Origin of the sequence: Cystobacter fuscus (genome assembly GCF_002305875.1) — a bacterium.
GTDB classification, from domain to species: Bacteria; Myxococcota; Myxococcia; order Myxococcales; family Myxococcaceae; genus Cystobacter; species Cystobacter fuscus_A.
Window position 1 is genome coordinate 5514134 of sequence record NZ_CP022098.1, and the last position, 18930, is coordinate 5533063.

The following is an 18930-nucleotide window of genomic DNA, read 5'->3' on the forward strand; positions in this document are numbered from 1 at the left end:
GGACCTCCCAACATGCTCACGAACACGAATACCCTCTCCGAGATCATCCGCCCCGCGCAGTACCTGGGTTTCTCCCTGGCCGGCGAGACGTACGCCATCGAGCTGCTGCGCATCCGGGAGATCATCGAGCACGTGCCCATCACGCGGGTGCCGGGGATGCCTTCCGCCGTGCTGGGAGTCATCAACCTGCGGGGCCGGGTGGTGCCCGTGGTGGACCTGGCGGTGAAGATGGGACTGGGTCCTCGACCCATCACGCGCTGGACGTGCTTCGTCGTCGTCGAGGCCGTGATGGACGGCGAGCGCACCACGCTGGGGCTGCTGGCCGACTCGGTCAGCGAGGTGCTCGATCTGGCGCCGGACGACGTCGAGCCGCCGCCCGCCTTCGGCACGCGCACGCCGGTGGACTACCTGCGAGGCATGGGCCGGCAGGAGCAACGCTTCATCCTCCTGTTGGACCTGGACCGGGTGTTGTCCGCGGAGGAGTTGCTGGGACTCGTGGGCGCCGCGGCCAGTGGGGGCGCATGAGAGCGGGAAGCTCCTCGGAGGCGATCGTGTCCGGCGTGGGTCCGCTTCCGTTGTCGGAGCGGGAGTTCTCCCTCTTCCAGACGTTGGTGGAGCGGGAGGCGGGCATCCACCTGGGCCCCTCGAAGCAGGCGCTGCTGGTGGGGCGGTTGTCCCGGCGGGTGCGGGCGCTGGGGCTGACGTCCTTCGGTGCCTACTACCGGTTCGTCTGCATGCGCGGCAACGAGGAGGAGCGGGTGCGGATGTTGGATTGCCTCTGCACCAACGAGACGCACTTCTTCCGCGAGCCGGGGCAGTTCGAGTTCCTGCGGCAGCGCGTCTTCCCGGAGTGGACGCGGCGAGCGGCGCAGGGCCTGATGACCAGGCGCGTGCGGGTGTGGAGCGCGGGGTGCTCGACGGGAGAGGAGCCCTACTCGCTGGCGATGGCGTTGCTCTCGCACTTCCCACCGGGCTCGGGGTGGGAGTTGGAGGTGCTGGCGACGGACCTGTCCACCTGGGCGCTGGAGCGGGCGAGGCAGGGGCTCTGGCCGGTGGAGCGGGCGGCCGGCATCCCCCGGCCCCTGCTGCGGACCTTCATGCTCAAGGGGGTGCGCGGCCAGGAGGGGTGGATGAAGGCGGGTCCGGAGCTGCGGGCGGTGCTGCGCTTCGCGCGCGTCAACCTGAACGAGGAGCACGGCTGGCCGGAGGGGCCTTTCGAGCTCATCTTCTGCCGCAACGTGCTCATCTACTTCGGGGCCCAGGCCCGGGCCCGGGTGTTGAGCTCGCTGCTGCGCCGGCTACCTCCGACGGGCTACCTCTTCCTGGGTCACGCCGAGAGCCTCACCGGCAGCGCCGAGCCCGCTCGCTGCGTGGCTCCCAACATCTATTGCGCGAAGTCCCCGCAGCCCGTGGGTGGCGGAGGCCCCGCTTGACGGGTCCTTCACCCGCGCTTCCCTCGCGCTCTGTTTGGCATTGGATGAGTTGTCTCTCCTTGGCTTGATCCAGGGAGAACGCAGGGGTTAGGCTTATCGGATGGATCAAAATCTAGAAACAGCATCGAACACCGGGTCCTCCATGCGTTCGGAGCCGAGCGGAGCGACGAAGTGGCCATGGGAGAACCTCGTCTTCGAGGGAGGAGGCGTCAAGGGCGTCGCGTACTCTGGAGCACTCCAGGTCCTCGAGGAGGAAGGCATCTACCCAAACCGCATCAAGCGGGTCGCGGGCGCGAGCGTCGGGAGCCTGTGCGCGACCTGGACCGCGCTGGGGTTCCCAGCGCAGGAGATGGCTAGAATCTTGAAGTCGACCGACTTCACCTGGCTCATGCAGGACGCGCGCATGGGAATGCTCGGCGGACTCTTCAATATCTTTCGTTCTTACGGGATGAACCCTGGCGCGCGCCTGCTCGAGTTCGTCGGAGAGCATCTCGCTTCGGGGGCAGGCTCCAAGGACGTGACCTTCGCGCAGCTCCTCGAGCGGACCGGCCGGGAGCTGTGCGTGCCGATCACCAACGTCTCCCGGATGAACATCGAGTACTGCCATCCCAAGACGACGCCGAACATGCCGGTGCGGGTCGCCGTCACCGTCAGCATGTCACTCCCGGTGCTCATGCGGCCTTACCGGGTCTTCCGGACGCTCGGTACGGGCAGTGGTGCCTGGGACGAGGAAGACCTCTACACGGACGGCGGTGTTCTCAACAACTACCCCTTGCGCGCCTTCGATGGTTGGTGGCTCTCGATGCGTCCCGAGGACACCTTCCTGCGCCGGCTGCGGCCCTTCTCGCAGATCGAGCAGCTCGCCGATCCGGCGAAGACGTTCTTTCCGCCCAACCCGGCGACGCTGGGGTTCACCGCGTTCAATGCCGATGATCAGGATATCACCTCCGCCTGGCTCGCCGACGGCGCCAGCCCGCCGCCTCGCCCGGATACCAAGCTCTCCCGGGCGCGCAAGGCGATAGATGTCGCCATCCAGAAGCGGGACGCCAGGGTCGCGGACCTGGAGAGCGCCTTCGGCAGGCTCCTGGAGTCCCTGGCGAACGTCGAGCGCAACGGAGACGGGCGGATCAGCCGGAAGGAGTGCGAGGACCTCTTCACGAGCGGCAAGTTCACGAAGGATGACGCCGTCCTGCTCTTTGGCTCGACCCACGTGCAGGACATCTTCACGCAGCTCGACGAGAGCAAGGATGGCTTCGTGGACATGGGGGAGTTGCAGAAGTTCATGGACGCGCGCAACGTCGACCTCACCACCCGCCTGCTGGGAGGCTTTCGGACGAGGAAGACCCTCTCCGTGGGCGACTTCATGTCGGGTCTGCTCAACACCATCCTCGCCTCCAGTCAGCGCAAGGACATGGCGCCGACGGACCGGGGCCGCACGGTGCCGATCTACACCGACTACATCGGCACGTCGGACTTCCGCCTCATGCCGGCCGACTACGACTTCCTGGTGGAGTCGGGTGCGCGCTACACCCGGGCCTTCCTGAATGCCCATGCGGCGCAGCGCCAGGAGCTCAGCCAGAAACCCGCTTGAAGGACACCACACTCTCCACCAGCTCTGGGTAGTCCAGCTCGCGCGCGAGCCGCCAGAGTCGCTGCCGGAACAGGGGCTCGGGGGGGAGGGGCTCCAGCGTGCCCACCAGGATGAGGTTGTTGTACTGCGGGGCACCTCGCAGCATCGCGCAGTCCTCGAAGGAACGGGCGAAGGTCTCGATTCGCTTCGCCACGTTCCGTGGATCCTCCAGCGCGACGTTGATCACCGCCACGCCCCCGAACGAGAGCCTGTGCCGGACATCCTCGAAGACGCGCGATTCCTTCAGGTGATCCGGAGTGCCTCGGTCCAGGAAGGCATCGAGGAAGATGAGATCGTAGCGTGAGCCCTGCCGCGTCATGAAGCGGGAGCCGTCATCCACATGGATGTGCAGCCGGTGGTCCTCACGGACTCCGAAGAAGCGCCGGGCCATGTCCACCACCACCGGGTTGAGTTCCACCACGTCGATCCGTGCCCTGCGGGGCAGGAGCCGGTGCAGAAGCATGGGAAACGAGCCTCCGCCGAGGCCCACCACCAGGATTCGAGAGCGGCCCTGGGTGAGCGCGAGCCCGGCGGTGGCCACGCGCACGTAGTCGATGGGGACCGCCAGCGGATCGCTCTTGAGAATGGCACTCTGGAGGGTGCCATCCGGGTTGTCGAAACGCAGCGAGCGCTGGTCGCCCTCGTCCACGACGTACACGGACCCGAAGGGCGAGTCGGCTTCGTGGACCACCGTTGCTGATTCGTTCACGAGGAAATCTCCGCCCTTGACGCGATGAGGGCGATATTGCGTGGGGAGAGGTGCGGTTCGAAGACCTGCAGGAGTTCGACCTGAAAGCCCATCTCCTCGAGGAGGAGCGCGCGATCGAGCAGGATCACGAGCTCCAGGGCCCTCGCGAAGCGATCCCTCAGCAGATGGTAGAGGAAGATGCGCCTCGCCTCGAGACGAGCGGACGATTCAAAGGAATCCAGCTCGGCGTCCGTCATGCCGACATCGAGTCGCAGGCGCTCCAGGCGATCACGCGCATAGGCCGCGAAACTCCCGGCATAGAGCTTCTTGGGTGCATCCCCCGCCCGTACGAAGCCGAGCGCGGGAAACTTCCGCCTCAGCAGGAGATCGAGCGCGAACCGTTGCTGGTAGACGCGCTTCATCAGCGCGAATTCCGCCTCGGTCTTGTGGTGTCGTCCACGCGTCGCCAGGAACAGGGCACGTCGGGTGATGGGAAGTGCATGCGCCTTCCCGAGGCGGGAGACAGGGTAGTCCCGTGCGGCATCCATCTGGTCGTAGCAGCAACCAAAGTTCAGGAGGAGTCCTGCCTGCTGGCTCTTGCGAATCTGCGTCAGCGCGAGCGACCCGCAGGTGTGTAGGCCAATCGAGACCCGATCCTGACCGGAAAAGAGCGGATCAATCTCACCCTGCGGCCCATCTTCGACGGAGGAGTGGATGAAACACAGCTTTTCCCGCGGCAGGCTCCTTGCCCTTCGCAGCCAGTCCCGACCTTTCTCCTGCAAAGCGGCATCACGATCAATGCTGTGGAAGGTCCAATCGAAAGTCCTGACACAGAGACGAGCGAGATGTCCCATGCCGCCACCGATGTCGACCGCCTGGCGAATCGTCCTGGTTCTCGGTCCGAGCAGGGCGAGGACCCGCTCGATCTCATGAGCCTTCTTGGCATTGAGTCCCTGTGCGTCCGCGGTCGTCAGACGTTGAACGCCTTCATGCCAGGGCAGGGCTGTCAGCTCACGAAGAGCGAGCACGAGCGAGTACAGCGATCGGGGAGGCTCACCTGGAAGCTCCCCAGCATCCAGCCTCCGTTCACCCTCGTCGTCGAGTGATTCAGCGTAGGGCAGCCAGGCCTCGGGATAAGCGGCTCCGGACTCCGGCCAGTTCTGGAGGATGGAACGTGACCAGAGCTCGGACCACGGCCTGAGCAGGTCGGTGAGCGCTTTCAACCGATCTTGAAGGTTCATCCTCTTCCACTTCACCCACCACGAACGAGCACCTGAATACAGGCCGCGTATCCCGCGAGAAGGAAGAAGTATACTCGACCGTCCTGTACCGGGATGAAAGCCCTCCAAGCCGTTGGCGTTGACATTGGACGGGTGTCCGTTATAACGGATGCGGCCGAAGAGGTGCTGGGTTCGCGGCGTTCCAACCCACTCCATGTCTGGGCCTCGAGCCCGGAGGGCTTCAGTGATTCGGCTGCGAAATCTGGTGAAGACCTTCTCCTCCGCGAAGGGAGCGGAGAGGGCGCTCGACGGAGTCTCGCTCGAGATCTCCAAGGGCGAGATGTTTGGGATCATCGGGCGCAGCGGCGCGGGCAAGACGACGCTCTTGAGGACCATCAACCTGCTCGAACGGCCAGAGCAAGGCTCCGTGGAGGTGGACGGGAGCGACCTGACGCGGCTCGACGAACCGGCGCTGGCCAATGCGAGACGCGACATCGGCATGGTGTTCCAGAACTTCGGGTTGCTCGCGCGGCGGACCGTGGCTGGGAACGTCGCCTTGCCGCTCGAGCTGGCGGGCCACTCGCGCGCGGACATTCTTCCTCGGGTGCGCTCGCTGCTGGCGCGGGTGGGACTGAAGGACAAGGAAGAAGCGTGGCCGTCTCAGCTCAGCGGAGGCCAGAAGCAACGCGTGGGGATTGCGCGGGCGCTCGCCACCTCTCCCAAGCTGCTCTTGTGCGACGAGGCCACCTCGGCGCTCGATCCAGAGACGACGACGCAGATCCTCGAGCTGCTCCGCGAGCTCAACGAGGAGCTGGGGCTGACCATCGTCTTCGTCACGCATGAGGGAGACGTCGTCAGGCGGCTCGCGGACCAGGTAGCGGTCATGGAGGGTGGTCGGATCGTCGAGCAGGGTCGCGTCTTCGACATCTTCACCCAGCCCCGCTCGAAGACCGCTCGGAGCTTCGCCGCGGAGCTGAGTGCCTCGCCCATTCCGGAGGCGCTTCGGTTCGAAGCGAAGCGTCGACCGGGCGTCGGAGCGGCCACGTTGATCACCCTGGCGGTGCCCGACGAGTCCGCGCACGAGGCGCTGGTCAGCGTGCTGGTGCGGCGGTTCGAGCTCAACGTCGACGTGGTGGCCGGGCGCATCGAGCACATCCAGGGCCGCAGGTGGGGAAGCCTGTCCCTGCTGGCCTCGGGCGAGCCCGAGCGGATGGGCGCGGCGATCCACTTCCTGCGCGAACGTCACATTGGAGTCGAGGTGCTCGGCCATGTCGCCGGCGATGCTTGAGTTGCTGGGGAATTCCCTCTTGGAGACGCTGGTGATGGTGGGCGTGTCCAGCGTGCTCGCGATCGCCGCCGGGCTGCCACTTGGAGTCGGGCTGTTGCTGACCGCTCCCGGCCACCTCTACGAGCGGCCGTGGCTCCACCGGGTCCTCGCGCTCATCGTGAACGCCACCCGCTCCACGCCGTTCATCATCCTCATGGTCAGCATCATTCCGCTGACACGGCTCCTGGTGGGCACGGCCATTGGCACTCGCGCGGCGATCGTCCCGCTGGCCTTCGCCGCGGCCCCGTTCGTGGCGCGGCTCTTCGAGACGGCGCTCCAGGCGGTGGATCGCGAGCTGATTGACGCGGCCCGCTCGCTGGGGGCGACCCGCTGGCAGATCGTCTGGAAGGTGCTGCTCCACGAAGCGCTGCCTGGCCTGGTCGCCGCGGCGACCGTCATGGTCATCAGCCTGATCGGCTCCTCGGCGATGGCCGGTGCGGTGGGGGGCGGCGGGCTGGGAGATCTCGGCATCCGCTATGGGTACCAGCGCTTCCAGCCGTGGGTGATGGCCGCCGTGGTGGTGGTGTTGATGGTGCTGGTCAATGCGGTTCAACTCGCTGGCGATGTTCTCGTGCGCCGGCTCTCGCGAAAGTAGGCTCCGATGCTTCGCGGCTTGTTTCTCCTCGTCCTTTCCGTTTCCGCGGTGGCTTCCGCTCAGCCGCGTGTCTTGAAGGTGGGTGTCACCGCCGGGCCCCATGCACAGATCCTCGAGGTGGCCGCTCGCGTCGCCGCCAAGGAAGGCTTGACGGTGAAGATCATCGAGTTCAGCGACTACGTGCAGCCCAACGAGGCGTTGGCGGCCGGTGAGCTCGACGCCAACAGCTTTCAGCACCAGCCCTACCTGGACCAACAGAAGAAGGACCGCGGCTACCGGATTGTCTCCATCGCGCGCACGGTCACGTTTCCCATCGGTGTCTACTCGCGCAAGCACACCGCACTGGGGCAACTGCCCAAGGGGGCGCGGGTGGCGCTCCCGAATGATCCCACCAACGGTGGGCGTGTCCTCAAGTTGCTCGAGCGCGAGAAGCTCATCCAGTTGCGCAAGGGAGTGGGGATCGACGCCAGCGTCACCGATGTCGAAGCCAACCCGAAACAGCTCAAGTTCATCGAACTCGATGCCGCGCAGCTCCCTCGCTCGCTCGACGATGTGGATGCGGCGGCGATCAACACCAACTATGCGCTCGAAGCGGGACTCAATCCCCTGAAGGACGCGCTGGTGAGAGAGGCTGCTGCCTCTCCGTATGCCAACGTGCTCGCCGTGCGCGAGAGCGAGCGCTCCCGTCCCGAGTTCCAGGTCCTGGTCCGGGCGTACCACTCGTCCGAGGTCAAGCGCTTCATCGACGAGACGTTTCGCGGCGCCATCGTGACGGCCTGGTAGCCCGTGCCGCCCCCACGCCATGAGGGCAGCCTCCCTGCCCACTGAACTTTTCCATGGGGTCAGGGGGTCCTCGGGTCGGACGGCGGCGAGCCGGCCGAGGAGCGTCAGGAGGTATGCGGACCCGGATTCGTTCGTTCAGTCAGGGCCGGGTCCGGGTTAAATCAGGGGCCCAGAATGCTTCCCGCCGCACTGATGCTCTTGAACCGGCACCTGCCCCGTGGAATGGCGCTCCTGACGCTCCTCCTCGCCTGGGCCGCCGCCGCCGCGCCCATCAAACAGGTCCCCGAAGGAGGACGCGCCATCCCCGTCATTCAGCAGGGGATCGTGTGCGGCCCGGTGAGCGGAGGGTGGTTGCTGTCGGCGGATGGGCGCTCCATCCGGCCGCCTCCTTCAGGCGCCGAGGGAGCCGCGCGGACACTCGACCTCAAGGTCGCGGAGGACGCATCTCAGTGCGCGTCGAGCCAGGACATCGTCACCGTCATCGCCACCGGGCCCTTTCCGATCATCGACACCGCGGGGATGAGCTTCTTTCCGGACGATGGGCGCATCGAGCTGAAGGGACAGCGTCTCCAGGACGTCGCGGTGGGCTGGTTCGTACCGGCGAAGAATGAGCAGGAGGGCCCCCGCGAAGGCATGGAGCTCTGCCTCAATCCGTCTTCCGGAGCCAGGCAGTCCGAGTGCACCGTGCCCCTGGCGTCCGGTCTCCCCTCGGATGCGGCGCTCTTCTGGATTCCGCCCCATGGCAAGCGCGGTCCCGAGGTGACGACCTACGATGCCAACGGCACCCTCGTGGCGCCCGAGTCCTTCCAGCTCCGGCCCGGCCGCATCATCCTGACCCGACCGCTCTTCCAGTCCAGTGGCGTGGACCTGTCCAAGGGGCCAGGCCGGGTGATGGTCTCCCATCCCGAGGCGGTCGCCTCCGCTGATTGCGCTCCCGCCCGGTGCGAGCCCACCGAGGACTTCATCGCCATCCGCAACGTCACGGGGCTGGAGGCCCAGATCACCCTTCGTCTGCGGCTCGTCCCCCGCGTCCTGTTGGCTCGCGGGGACGCCTTCGACGCGACGGTGTCCGCCACGTTGCCCGTCCTGTCCTGTCCCCTGACCGCGGTGGAGGGCACCGTGTTGCGCGATGCCGCGGAATCGGCCCTGGTGGTGCGTCTGGATCCGTCCTGTGGACATGATCCCCAAGGCCTGCTCTGGACGGTCAATGGCGAGCGCGCCGCGGTGGGGCGTGTGGTGAAGGTCTCCGAGGGCACCTATGTGCTCCTGCGCACGGGGGGCACCTCGTCCCAGCAGGTCACCATCTCGGCGGCCAGTTCTCCCCTCGAGCGGACCGTGGTCGCCTCGACGACCGCGAAGACCCAGCCGCTGCCCTACCCACGCGTCAGTCTCGAGCTGCCGAACCACGGGGCCCTCGACTTCATCCCCACCAATCGTCCCGCGCTCGTGCAGGTCACTGGCAGCGGAGAGCAGGGGCGCTTCGTGCTGCTCCCCATCGAAGGGGCCTATCGCGTCATCACCCAGGGCAACACCACGCTGGTTCACGGAGACACGACCGCGGGTGGATTCGTGTCGCTGCGCTTCGGCTACCGGGTCCCCTCGCTTCCCGGTGAGCTGTCGACCGCGGACCTCGCGCAGGTCGAGGAGCGCGTCCAGCGGGCGGTGCGAGAAGCCAGCGTCCCCACGGATGTCTCCCGGCTGATCGAGTTCGTCTGCGCGGACAAGGACGGCGTGGATCACCTCATTGAACCGAGCCGGCCCTACCGCATCAACTACGCCATGCGGCACACCTGTCGGGTCATCGTTCATCGCGAGCGGCTCAACCCCGAGGAGGGAATCCAGGAGATCATCCTCCGGATCGATGTCACGAAGCGCGACGGTTCCTCCCGGGGAGAGAGTCATGTCGAGCAGCGGATGCTGCTGCGGCCCGGAGGAGAGGAGCGCATCATCCCCGTCCAGGGCGGCCTCGGTCAGTTCGATCGGATCCTGGTGCAGGTCGCGCATGTCGCCGACGAGTCCCGTTACGCCCTGAGCGCGACGGACCGGACGGGTCTTCCCTCGGCGCAATGGTCGGCCATCGTCGAGGGAGGCTTCCTGCGGCTCTATGCGACGGGCGCCGTTCCCGCGGGCCTCTACCGTGTGACGCAACCCAGCGGTCAGCTCACGCTCAACTTCGGGGTGCTGTCCCGTCTGGTCCTGCTGAACGAAGAAGGTCAGGAGCGGTTGCTGGGAATCGAGATCGGCCTCATGGGGCTGGGGCTCATTCCCCAGTCGAGCGACATCCACTTCCCGCCCACGTTGGCGCTCGTGGGCGGCGTGGGACTGCGCGTGCCGATCGGCACGGGAGCGGCGGTGGGTGTCCAGGCGTGGATTGCCCACGAGTTCCGGGGCGACGTCACGCGCAACCTGAAGCCCGGCGAGGACCCGAACACCGACCTGCGGGTCCCCTCCAGCAAGTGGTCCTTCATGTTCGGGCCCAGCATTTCGATCGGCGACATCGGGTTCAATCTCTAGCGCGCCAGGGCCAGTGCCTCCAGGCGCGGCCGGGCATTCACTCGGCGAGCGGGCCCGTGGTACCCACAGACATCGCGAGCGGAAGCGAGAGGGGAGGGGGCCGCGAAGGCGCCTGGCTGACGCTGGCGGCGCTGCTTCTGGGGAGCGTACAGTCGGCGCGCCCCGCCCGTTCACCTCCGAACCCGAACCAGTCCCCGATGAGTCGAGCCGCCACGTTCCTGCTGCGTGTTGCCCTGATGACGGCGTGCCTGTTGCCCCGTGCATCGGTCCTCGCCGCCGAGGCGCCGCCGCCCGAAGCCCAATCCCTGGAGCACATGCATCACACGGCGTGGACCGAGCGCGACGGCGCGCCGGGCAATGCCTACGGCATCGCGCAGACGCCGGATGGCACGCTGTGGATCGGCTCGCCGCTCGGCCTGCTCCGCTTCGACGGCATGCGCTTCGAGCTCTACACCGCGCCCGACACGGGCCGTCCACTCACCGACGAAGCCTACCGCCTCTACGTCGGCCGCTCGGGCGAGCTGTGGATCGGCCTGCAACTGGGCGGCATCCACGTGCTGCGCGAGGGCGTGCTCACGCGCTACGGCCAGGAGGACGGTCTCTCCCCGAGCACCGTGACCGACTTCGCGCAGGACCTGGAGGGCGACGTGTGGGCCTCTACCTCGCGTGGCCTGTACCGCTTCGACGGCCGGCGCTGGCAGGTCGTCGACGACGGCGGGCTGAAACCAAACAGCAACGTGCAGACCGTGACGGTGGATCCGCGTGGCACGGTGTGGGCGGCCACCTCGTTCCAGATTTTCGCGAGGCCGCGCGGCGCGGCGCATTTCGCGCCGGTGCCAATGCCGCGTGACGCCTCCGGCGGCGAGCGCACTCTGCTCGGTGGCATCAACGTCTGCGTGGATGGCGCGGGTGAGCCCTGGTTCGCCATCGTGACGGGGGGCCTCATGCCACTGGCTGACCGCCAGCGGTGGTTCGACGGCAAGAGCTTCGGCAGCGCGAGCGCCGGGACGCAGGGCCTGTGCCTGTTCGACCGCCAGGGCGGCGTGTGGATCGCTCTGGAGGAAGGCCTGGCGCGGCTGCCGTCGGCGAGCGTGCTGTCCGGGGCGCCGAAGACCGAACCGTTCGCGGACGTGCAGCGCACCGGCGCCGCCGTGCGCCTGAGCGGGAGCACCGTGTTGAGTCTGTTCGAGGATCGCGAAGGCAACGTCTGGGTGCTCACCAACGCCGGCATGGACCGCTTTCGCAGGAACAAGGTGGTGCCCGCGCTGCCCGAAGGTCCCCAATGGCCCAACGTCGCGCTCGCCCCCGCCGCCGACAACGGGCTGTGGATCGGTACGAGCCGCCACGGCCTCTTTCTGCGCGACGCCTCGGGACAGGTGCAGGGGCCGCTGGACGGCCCATCGCCGCACAAGTCGATCATCGTGCTGCACCGCGACCGCGCGGGCGACCTGTGGATCGGCAAGGTCGGCGAGCTGTGGCGCCTGGCCGGCGGCCAGCCGAAGGGCCGTCTGGAGCGCATCGAGCCGCCCGTCGACATCAACAAGCGTGGCAGCGCCGTGCAGGCCATCGCCGAGGACAACGAGGGGGGCTTGTGGATGTCTTTCCGCGGCCTGGGCGTGCACCGCTGGAAGGACGGCCAGTGGAGCGCCAACGGCGGCGTGGCCGACCTGCCCAGGGACTCGGTGGTGAGCATCGAGGCGGATCCGGCCGGGCGCGTCTGGCTCGGCTATTTCGACAACCGGCTCGCCCGTGTGGAGCACGGCCGCGCGCGAATGCTGGGTCCGTCCGAGGGACTGCAGGTCGGCAACGTGGCCGCGCTGCGGCCCTGGGGCGAGCGGTTGTGGGTGGGCGGCAACGCGGGCGTGGCGCTCTATGCGCAAGGCCGCTTCCATGCCCTGATGCCCGCGAGTGGCCCCGCCTTGCGCGGCGTGTCCGGCCTCGCGCGGACGGCCGAGGGCGAGCTGTGGATCCACGGCGCGGGTGGTGCGGTGCGCGTGCCGCGCGAGGAGGTGGAGGCCTTCGTGCGCGACCCTGCGCATGCCGTGCAGGTGGAGCGCTTCACGGCGGACGATGGGCTGGAGGGCTCGCCCGAGCCGCTCGGCCCCATCCCCACCCTGCTGCAGGGCGAGGACGGCCAGCTATGGCTGCCCACCAGCACCAATGTCTTTCGCATCGATCCGCGGCGCATCGCGCGCAATCCGTTCGCGCCCAGCGTGCACGTCGGTACGGTGACGGCGGCGGGCACGGCCTACGCGGCCAGCGAGGGCCTGCATCTGCCGGCGCTCACCACCGCCTTCGAGATCGACTACACCGCGTTCAGCCTCACCATTCCCGAGCGTGTGCGCTTTCGCTACCAGCTCGAGGGCGTGGACGCGGACTGGCAGGAGGCCGGCAACCGGCGGCGTGCGTTCTACACCAACGTGGGGCCGGGCTCGTATCGCTTCCGCGTGACGGCCGCCAACAACGACGGCGTGTGGAACGACACCGGCGCCGTCTTCACCTTCACGGTGCGGCCCGCCTTCCACCAGACCACGTGGTTCCACGCGCTGTGCGCGCTGGCCGCCGCGGCGCTGCTGTGGGGTATCTACCAGTTGCGGCTGCGCCAGGTGGCCGCGCAGCTGCGCGCGCGGTTGGAGGCGCGCTCGCAGGAGCGCGAGCGCATCGCGCGCGAGCTGCACGACACGCTGCTGCAGGGCACGCAGGGCCTCATCCTCAGCATCCAGGGACTGGCCGCCGAGCTGCCCGAGGCGCACCCCACGCGCGGCAGGATCGAGGCGGTGCTGGACCGCGCCGACCAGGTGGTGGAGGAAGCGCGCGACCGCGTGCGCGACCTGCGGGCCGAATACACCGCTGACCAGGACCTGCCACGAGCCTTCGCCGTGCTGGGTGAGGAACTCGCGCGCGAGCGCTCCACGCGCTTCGGCGTGGTCGTCAAAGGCACGCCGCGCGACATGCCGGGCGCGGTGCTCGACGAGGCCTACCGCATCGGCCGCGAGGCGATTCTCAACGCCTTCGCGCATGCACGGGCCCAGGCCGTCGAGGTGGAGTTCGTCTACGAGACAGGCGCCTTCCTGCTGCGCGTGCGCGACGACGGCACGGGCATCGACGGGGAGGTGTTGGCGCAGGGCTCTCGGCCCGGGCACTGGGGCCTCGTGGGCATGCACGAGCGCGCGCAGCGCCTGGGCGGTCAGCTGGAGCTGTGGAGCCGCGCGGGCGCGGGCACCGAGGTGCAGCTGCGCCTGCCGGCGGTGATCGCCTATGCGGCGGTGGCAAGGCGCAAGCCTGGGTAGTGGCGCTGCCTCGTGGGCCTACCAAGGCAGCGGGATGCGCTGGCCTTTCTCGTCCACGCGCCCACGCCTCCGCCCCCCTTTATTTCAGGGGCAGGGACACATAGGACGGGCTGTTCGCGGGCGAGGAGAACCTCACCGTGGAGAAGTCCGGCGCCTTGTCCGCGTAGAGCGCATCGACGGTGTCGATGACGAGCGAGAGGCGATGGCCGCTGGGAATGTCATAGGCCGTCGCCGGGAAGTCCACGTCCACGGCATGGGGCTGGCCAGCAACGGCGCCTCGGAGCGTGACCGCGACGTGCGTGACGAGGCTTCCCGTCCCTCCCCAGTCCGAGTCGTAGAGGTAGGCGATGACCGTCGTTTGCCCGGAGTTGCCCGGAGTGACGGTCAGGCTCAGGTGCGAGGCCCCGCGCACGCGTCGCGGGCTCGTGAACCATTCCGACTGCCAGACGGCCGCCTTCGCCCGATTCACCCCCGGAATCCACGCCGTGGGCGGTTCACCCGTGATGGCCTCCACGCCGTTGGTCAGCAGCGCCACGCCTCCGTTGGCGAGGGTGTCATCACCCGCGAAAATCGTCTTGCTCCAGCCCGTCTGAGAACTCGTCAGGAGGTCGCCCTCGTTGCTCCACCCGTACACATCACTCAGGTTGTAGCGCGTGGTGCTCGTCGAGACGGCGCTCCACGACGGGTACGACTCATACGTGCTCTGGCCCCGGAGCTGGAGCTGCACCGGGTTCTCCGCGGCGATGCCCGTGTCCACGCCGCGCAGGTACTGGTCGAACCAACGGCGCGTGCTCGTCCAGGCGTCATTGGGAATGCCGAAGATGCCGGTCAGCTCGGCGATGGCATGGTCACCCGGGCGGAGCTCGAGCCGCTTCGGCCCCGCCAGCTGGGTGAAGAAGCTGGTGAGCTGATTCGGCCCGAAGAAGCTGTCGCCGTAGGCGTTGGCCATGAGGATGGCGGGACGGTTCGCGTTGATGCGATCCAGGTACGTCGCGGCGCTGCGCGTCTGGGCGTAGGCGATGACACTGTCCAGGTTCTGGTTGGCGAAGAAGTCCGAGAGGGCCTGCCGCAGCTCCGCCGAGGGCTGTCCGGTCAATTCCGCCGAGAGCCACAGCAGCCCGGCGCTCTGCAGATGGCGCGTCTGGTTCGCGAACAACGAGTACGTCAGATCCGTCCAGCAGCTCATCGCGGCCACGGCGCGGATGCGTGAGTCGAAGGCCGCGCCGATCAACGCCATGCCCGCGCCATAGGAGACGCCCGCCGCACCGATGTGGGCCGGATCCGCGGGAGTATGGGCAAGTGTCCAATTGATGACTTCGCTCAGATCGCCAATGTCCTTGGGGCCAGCCGTGTCGATGCCGCCCCCCGATGAGTAGAAGCCTCGCGGGGTGTACGAGACCACGACGTACCCGGCATCGGCGAACTGCTGCGCCTGCACGTAGTACTCCAAGGAGGGCAGCGCCCAGCTGGTGATGAAGATGATGGCCGGGTAGCGCCCCGGAGTATCGGGCGTGAAGACGTTGCCTTTCAGGGTCACTCCATCACGCACGGTGATGTCGATGACGCGGAAGGACGAAGATGCGGACGCGGGACCCGCGATAACGCACAGCGACAAAACCACGGACACGGCGATTGCTCGCAACCAGGACAAGGCATACCTCCAGTGGGGGGACCAGGCACTGCACTCACGAATGGATTCGACGCTGCCGCCCTGGGTCTTGGCCCCGGCGGCCTGTGCCGAGGGGGTTCGACGCGGCTTGTTGGTGGATGATGCCTTGCGGCAAAAGATTACCTGGCCGTCGCGTCCCCCCCGTCCCTCATCGCCGCCGGTGCGTCGGTCACGGTGGCTGCTCCCTGCTCTCGAGAGCCACCTGCTCGCCTGAAACCTACGGGCACGTAAGTTACGAAAGCGTAATTAGATTGTCAAACCGGATGCTCCCGACAGGCGTGGATGGCCGCGAATCAGTTGCGGATGGGTGGCCCTCGAGCGCCCGATGGCGGCACGCGTGGGTCCGAATCTACTTCTGCGTAGGTTGCCGGGAGCGCGCTCGCGCCGTTCCCCATGGCCGAGTCATACGACGCACTGCGAAATGCGGCGCGGGGGTGGAGTCGGGTGTACTAGAATGTTTTCCATGGCCAGCCGCGCTCAACGCCTCCCCGCCTCCGCCCGACGAGCCCAGCTCATCGATGTCGGACGCGCTGTCTTCGCCCGACGCGGATACGAGGGGGCTTCCGTCGAGGAAATCGCCGAGATGGCGAAGGTGTCCAAGCCTGTCATCTACGAGCATTTCGGCGGCAAGGAGGGCCTGTACGCCGTCATCGTGGACCGAGAGATGGAGTACGTGGTCCGGCGCATCTCCGAGGCCATCGCGCAGGGCAGTGCCCGTGAACGCGTCGAACAGGGAACCCTCGCGTTCCTGACGTATGTGAAGGATCACCCCGACGGCTTCGCCGTCCTCGCGCATGACACACCCATTACCTCTGCTCGCGGTGGGATGTCGTCACTGCTCAACGAGCTGGCCGAGCGCGTCGGCCATATCTTCCTCACCTCGTTCAAGGCCGCGGGCTATGAGCCCAAGGTGGCGCCCATCTACGCACACGCCCTGGTCGGCATGGTCACCTTCGTCGGCCAGTGGTGGAGGGGCGTGCGCAAGCCACCCGTCGAGGAGGTTGCCGCGCATATCTCATCCCTCGTCTGGAAGGGTCTGCGCCACCTTCCCAAACGTCCGGAGATCGTCTCGAAGCAGCGGAAATGACGCCCGGTCCGACGCGCCATGGATTTGCCATCAAACATCAATCATGGCAATAGTCGAGGACACCACTGAAAACAGGAATACCGTGCAAATGACATTTTCCCGCCTTGGTGTGTCCCTCGCACTCGCCTCGTCCATGGCCGCTCTGACTCCCTTCTCCGCCCAGGCGGAGTTCTGGGAACTGACGGGGGAGCGCATCTCGCACGATCCCACCCTGATCAAGGAGGGCAGCACCTGGTACGAGTTCCATACGGGGCAAGGCATCCAGGTCAGGCGCTCGGACAACGGCACCCAGTGGTACACGGTTCCGCAAATCTTCCTGAATCCGCCCTCCTGGTGGAGCAGCCATGTCCCCAATCAGACGCGCAATGACGTCTGGGCACCCGACGTGCAGCTCTACAATGGGCGGGTATGGTTGTACTATTCCATCTCCAGCTTTGGCTCCAACACCTCGGCCATTGGACTGGTTTCCGCCACCAGCGTGGGCGCGGGCAGTTGGCGGGACGACGGGCTGGTCATCCGGACCACCAGCGCCAACAACTACAACGCCATCGATCCGAACCTGGTGATTGACGCCTCGGGCAATCCCTGGCTTGCCTTTGGCTCCTTCTGGAGCGGCCTCAAGTTGACGCGGCTCGACAAGAACACCATGAAGCCCACCGGCTCTCTCTATTCCATTGCCTCCCGCGCCAATGGCATCGAAGGCGCCAGCATCACCTACCGCAATGGCTACTACTACCTGTTCGCCTCCATCGACGCCTGCTGCAGGGGAGTCGACAGCACGTACAAGATCGTCTACGGGCGCTCCACCAGCATCACCGGTCCCTACCTGGACAAGAATGGGGTGAGCATGATGAGTGGGGGCGGAACGGTGCTCGATGCCGGCAACACGGTCTGGAAGGGGCCGGGTGGACAGGACATCTACAACGACAACGTCATCGCCCGACACGCCTACGATGCCACCGACAACGGCGCGCCCAAGCTGCTCATCAATGATCTGCGCTGGGACTCCTCGGGTTGGCCTCAATACTGAGGCCCGCCCAGAAGGGAGGCGAGCAGGACGCTCACGGAGTCCCACCACGGAGTGCCAGCAGCCCGGAGTTGCTCTCGTTCACTCCCCCCACAGGAGGCGCAACGGCAACTCCAGCGCGCTGAAAGGTTCGGCACGAATGGTCTCCGAGCCCGAGTGCAGCGCACGCAACGAGTAGCGCCGGCCGTCGAGCTCGAGCTCCTCCAGGGTGCGCACCTCGGGGTCCACCAGCCACACGTGGCGGATGCCCTCGCGGGCGTAGAGGGGCAGGCGCTGGGCGCGCTCCTCGGCGTGGGAGAGCACCTCGCAGACCCAGTCCGGGGCGATCGCGATGCCGGAGGAGCTCCGGGGCAGGCGGGGCATGTGCTCGCGCCGCCAGCCCATCAGGTCCGGGGCGAGGAGGCTCTGGCCGAGGTGGATTTCCAACCCGGAGAGCAGGAGCCAGGAGCCGGGGATGCCACGGCCGGCACCGTAGGTGGAGATGAGCTCCGCGCCGAGCTGGGAGGTGGCATAGGCGTGGAGCGCGGCGGCGCGGGGGTTCACGGGGCGCACGGCCCTCGGGAGGGCCCCCGGCCGGCGGGAGGGATAGGCCTCGAGATGGGCGGTGACAGGGCTTCCGGGCATCAGGGCGGTCATGGGGCGCCACCATGCCCGGGGGGTCTGACATGGACCCCCTCCCGGGCTACGATCGTCGCTCCACGAGCCGGGCGAGCTGCTCCGTGACGGTGCCCCACCCATCGTAGAAGCCCATCTTCTCATGCAGGTTTCGATCGGCGTTGCTCTTGTGCATCACGTGGGCGACGTAGTCGGTGCCCAGCGGATGCTCGCGCAGGGTGATGATCGCGGTCATGAAGGGCTCCTCCGCGGGCCTCCATCCACCGACCAGGGAGTTCGTGAAGACGAGACGTTCGAGCTCGTCGATGGCGAGAAAGCAACCCCGCAGGTGCGGCGTGAAGTCGCCACCGTTCTCGCTGAGCAGGGTGACGAGGGAACCGCCGGGACGGAGTTCCATCTCCTGGACCCTGCATCGGGCGGGCGCGGGAACCCACCACTGCTCGAAGCTCGCGCGGTCCGTCCAGGCGCGCCAGACGGCCGACCGGGGCGCCTTGATGACTCGCGAGAGGGTCAGGTCGAGTTCTGGATTCAGCGAGGGGCTCATTCCGATCCTTCCTTCTTCTGGTGGGTGGTGACAAACAACTCGAGCCGGTCGGTACGGCCCTCCCAAAGGGAGCGCTGTTCGGCCAGCCATGTCTCGACAGCGGCGAATGGCTTCTTTTGAAGGGCGCATGTCCGCACGCGACCTTCCTTGCGCGTCTGGATCCATCCGCTCTCCTCGAGGAGATGGATGTGTTTCATGAAGGAGGGCAAAGCCATGTCGAAAGGCTCCGCCAGTTCGCTGATGCTCGCGGGTCCCTTGCCCAACCGCCCCAACACCGCTCGGCGAGTGGGGTCCGCCAGCGCCTGAAAAATGCCGTTCAGTTGCTCTGGATACTGATCCATGAAGCTAAGTATCACGGCATGAAAACTTAGCGCAAGGGCTAAGTAATCCGTCTCCGTCCCTCCTGCTCGCGGACTGGGAGGCGGCGGCCTGGCACTACGGGTCCGAGGTGCTCACCGGCATGGCCATCCAGGGTACGCTGCGCGGGCACTTGGAGCGCGACAAGGTC

The 18930-nt window shown here is 67.1% G+C and carries 16 protein-coding genes; 10 read left to right on the plus strand and 6 right to left on the minus strand.

Annotated elements, in window-relative coordinates; translation table 11 throughout:
• The first annotated feature begins 12 nt into the window (after positions 1–12).
• The 3 genes from CYFUS_RS22440 to CYFUS_RS22450 all read left to right on the plus strand — a co-directional run bounded on the left by CYFUS_RS22440 (position 13) and on the right by CYFUS_RS22450 (position 3024).
• Positions 13–525 (plus strand): chemotaxis protein CheW, encoded by a 513-nt coding sequence (locus CYFUS_RS22440; protein ID WP_095987083.1) that lies wholly within the window; start codon positions 13–15, stop codon positions 523–525.
• On the plus strand, positions 522–1433 hold the full coding sequence (locus CYFUS_RS22445; RefSeq protein ID WP_232537715.1) for a CheR family methyltransferase: 912 nt from the start codon (positions 522–524) through the stop codon (positions 1431–1433). The genes CYFUS_RS22440 and CYFUS_RS22445 overlap by 4 nt, the downstream gene beginning before the upstream one ends.
• 142 nt (positions 1434–1575) lie before the next feature.
• Positions 1576–3024, plus strand: a complete 1449-nt coding sequence (locus CYFUS_RS22450) for a patatin-like phospholipase family protein (protein ID WP_198316699.1) — start codon at positions 1576–1578, stop codon at positions 3022–3024.
• Here CYFUS_RS22450 and CYFUS_RS22455 read toward each other — a convergent pair.
• Both CYFUS_RS22455 and CYFUS_RS22460 read right to left on the minus strand, forming a co-directional pair.
• Positions 3005–3772 carry a spermidine synthase gene (locus CYFUS_RS22455; RefSeq protein WP_232537716.1) on the minus strand — a complete coding sequence of 256 codons (768 nt, stop codon included), beginning with the start codon at positions 3770–3772 and terminating at the stop codon, positions 3005–3007. The genes CYFUS_RS22450 and CYFUS_RS22455 overlap by 20 nt on opposite strands.
• Positions 3769–4992, minus strand: coding sequence for a methyltransferase (locus tag CYFUS_RS22460; RefSeq protein WP_095987086.1), 1224 nt, complete (start codon positions 4990–4992; stop codon positions 3769–3771). The genes CYFUS_RS22455 and CYFUS_RS22460 overlap by 4 nt, the downstream gene beginning before the upstream one ends.
• 223 nt (positions 4993–5215) lie before the next feature.
• Here CYFUS_RS22460 and CYFUS_RS22465 point away from each other — a divergent pair, with 223 nt between their 5' ends.
• The 5 genes from CYFUS_RS22465 (at position 5216) to CYFUS_RS22485 (ending at position 13480) form a co-directional block, all read left to right on the plus strand.
• Positions 5216–6259: a methionine ABC transporter ATP-binding protein gene (locus tag CYFUS_RS22465; RefSeq protein WP_095987087.1), complete on the plus strand. Its 1044-nt coding sequence runs from the start codon at positions 5216–5218 to the stop codon at positions 6257–6259.
• Positions 6240–6893 carry a methionine ABC transporter permease gene (locus tag CYFUS_RS22470; RefSeq protein WP_095987088.1) on the plus strand — a complete coding sequence of 218 codons (654 nt, stop codon included), beginning with the start codon at positions 6240–6242 and terminating at the stop codon, positions 6891–6893. The genes CYFUS_RS22465 and CYFUS_RS22470 overlap by 20 nt, the downstream gene beginning before the upstream one ends.
• A gap of 6 nt (positions 6894–6899) precedes the next feature.
• A complete protein-coding gene (locus CYFUS_RS22475; RefSeq protein ID WP_095987089.1) occupies positions 6900–7676 on the plus strand; it encodes a MetQ/NlpA family ABC transporter substrate-binding protein in 777 nt (258 codons plus the stop codon).
• 222 nt (positions 7677–7898) lie between these two features.
• Positions 7899–10190: a hypothetical protein gene (locus tag CYFUS_RS22480; RefSeq protein WP_095987090.1), complete on the plus strand. Its 2292-nt coding sequence runs from the start codon at positions 7899–7901 to the stop codon at positions 10188–10190.
• Positions 10191–10387: 197 nt separating this feature from the next.
• A complete protein-coding gene (locus CYFUS_RS22485; RefSeq protein ID WP_095987091.1) occupies positions 10388–13480 on the plus strand; it encodes a sensor histidine kinase in 3093 nt (1030 codons plus the stop codon).
• 79 nt (positions 13481–13559) lie between these two features.
• Here CYFUS_RS22485 and CYFUS_RS22490 read toward each other — a convergent pair whose 3' ends face one another.
• Positions 13560–15131 (minus strand): CocE/NonD family hydrolase, encoded by a 1572-nt coding sequence (locus CYFUS_RS22490; protein WP_095987092.1) that lies wholly within the window; start codon positions 15129–15131, stop codon positions 13560–13562.
• A gap of 481 nt (positions 15132–15612) precedes the next feature.
• Here CYFUS_RS22490 and CYFUS_RS22495 point away from each other — a divergent pair, with 481 nt between their 5' ends.
• Together CYFUS_RS22495 and CYFUS_RS22500 are read left to right on the plus strand one after the other, a co-directional pair.
• On the plus strand, positions 15613–16236 hold the full coding sequence (locus CYFUS_RS22495) for a TetR/AcrR family transcriptional regulator (protein WP_232537717.1): 624 nt from the start codon (positions 15613–15615) through the stop codon (positions 16234–16236).
• Between the two features lie 88 nt (positions 16237–16324).
• A complete protein-coding gene (locus CYFUS_RS22500) occupies positions 16325–17266 on the plus strand; it encodes a glycoside hydrolase family 43 protein (protein WP_095987094.1) in 942 nt (313 codons plus the stop codon).
• 78 nt (positions 17267–17344) lie between these two features.
• Here CYFUS_RS22500 and CYFUS_RS22505 read toward each other — a convergent pair whose 3' ends face one another.
• Genes CYFUS_RS22505 through CYFUS_RS22515 form a run of 3 tightly spaced genes read right to left on the minus strand, consistent with a single transcriptional unit; the run spans position 17345 to position 18763 of the window.
• Positions 17345–17899, minus strand: coding sequence for a Uma2 family endonuclease (locus CYFUS_RS22505; RefSeq protein WP_157758595.1), 555 nt, complete (start codon positions 17897–17899; stop codon positions 17345–17347).
• Between the two features lie 46 nt (positions 17900–17945).
• A complete protein-coding gene (locus CYFUS_RS22510; protein WP_095987096.1) occupies positions 17946–18422 on the minus strand; it encodes an SRPBCC family protein in 477 nt (158 codons plus the stop codon).
• Positions 18419–18763: an ArsR/SmtB family transcription factor gene (locus CYFUS_RS22515; protein WP_095987097.1), complete on the minus strand. Its 345-nt coding sequence runs from the start codon at positions 18761–18763 to the stop codon at positions 18419–18421. The genes CYFUS_RS22510 and CYFUS_RS22515 overlap by 4 nt, the downstream gene beginning before the upstream one ends.
• Positions 18764–18930 lie beyond the last annotated feature (167 nt).

What these genes read in the sequence shown, in the direction of transcription:
- CYFUS_RS22440 (WP_095987083.1), top strand. Translation starts at nt 13, where the DNA reads ATGCTCACGAACACGAATACCCTCTCCGAGATCATCCGCCCCGCGCAG.
- CYFUS_RS22445 (WP_232537715.1), top strand. Translation starts at nt 522, where the DNA reads ATGAGAGCGGGAAGCTCCTCGGAGGCGATCGTGTCCGGCGTGGGTCCG.
- CYFUS_RS22450 (WP_198316699.1), top strand. Translation starts at nt 1,576, where the DNA reads ATGCGTTCGGAGCCGAGCGGAGCGACGAAGTGGCCATGGGAGAACCTC.
- CYFUS_RS22460 (WP_095987086.1), bottom strand. Translation starts at nt 4,992, where the DNA reads ATGAACCTTCAAGATCGGTTGAAAGCGCTCACCGACCTGCTCAGGCCG.
- CYFUS_RS22470 (WP_095987088.1), top strand. Translation starts at nt 6,240, where the DNA reads ATGTCGCCGGCGATGCTTGAGTTGCTGGGGAATTCCCTCTTGGAGACG.
- CYFUS_RS22475 (WP_095987089.1), top strand. Translation starts at nt 6,900, where the DNA reads ATGCTTCGCGGCTTGTTTCTCCTCGTCCTTTCCGTTTCCGCGGTGGCT.
- CYFUS_RS22480 (WP_095987090.1), top strand. Translation starts at nt 7,899, where the DNA reads ATGGCGCTCCTGACGCTCCTCCTCGCCTGGGCCGCCGCCGCCGCGCCC.
- CYFUS_RS22485 (WP_095987091.1), top strand. Translation starts at nt 10,388, where the DNA reads ATGAGTCGAGCCGCCACGTTCCTGCTGCGTGTTGCCCTGATGACGGCG.
- CYFUS_RS22495 (WP_232537717.1), top strand. Translation starts at nt 15,613, where the DNA reads ATGGCCAGCCGCGCTCAACGCCTCCCCGCCTCCGCCCGACGAGCCCAG.
- CYFUS_RS22500 (WP_095987094.1), top strand. Translation starts at nt 16,325, where the DNA reads ATGACATTTTCCCGCCTTGGTGTGTCCCTCGCACTCGCCTCGTCCATG.
- CYFUS_RS22505 (WP_157758595.1), bottom strand. Translation starts at nt 17,899, where the DNA reads ATGACCGCCCTGATGCCCGGAAGCCCTGTCACCGCCCATCTCGAGGCC.
- CYFUS_RS22510 (WP_095987096.1), bottom strand. Translation starts at nt 18,422, where the DNA reads ATGAGCCCCTCGCTGAATCCAGAACTCGACCTGACCCTCTCGCGAGTC.
- CYFUS_RS22515 (WP_095987097.1), bottom strand. Translation starts at nt 18,763, where the DNA reads ATGGATCAGTATCCAGAGCAACTGAACGGCATTTTTCAGGCGCTGGCG.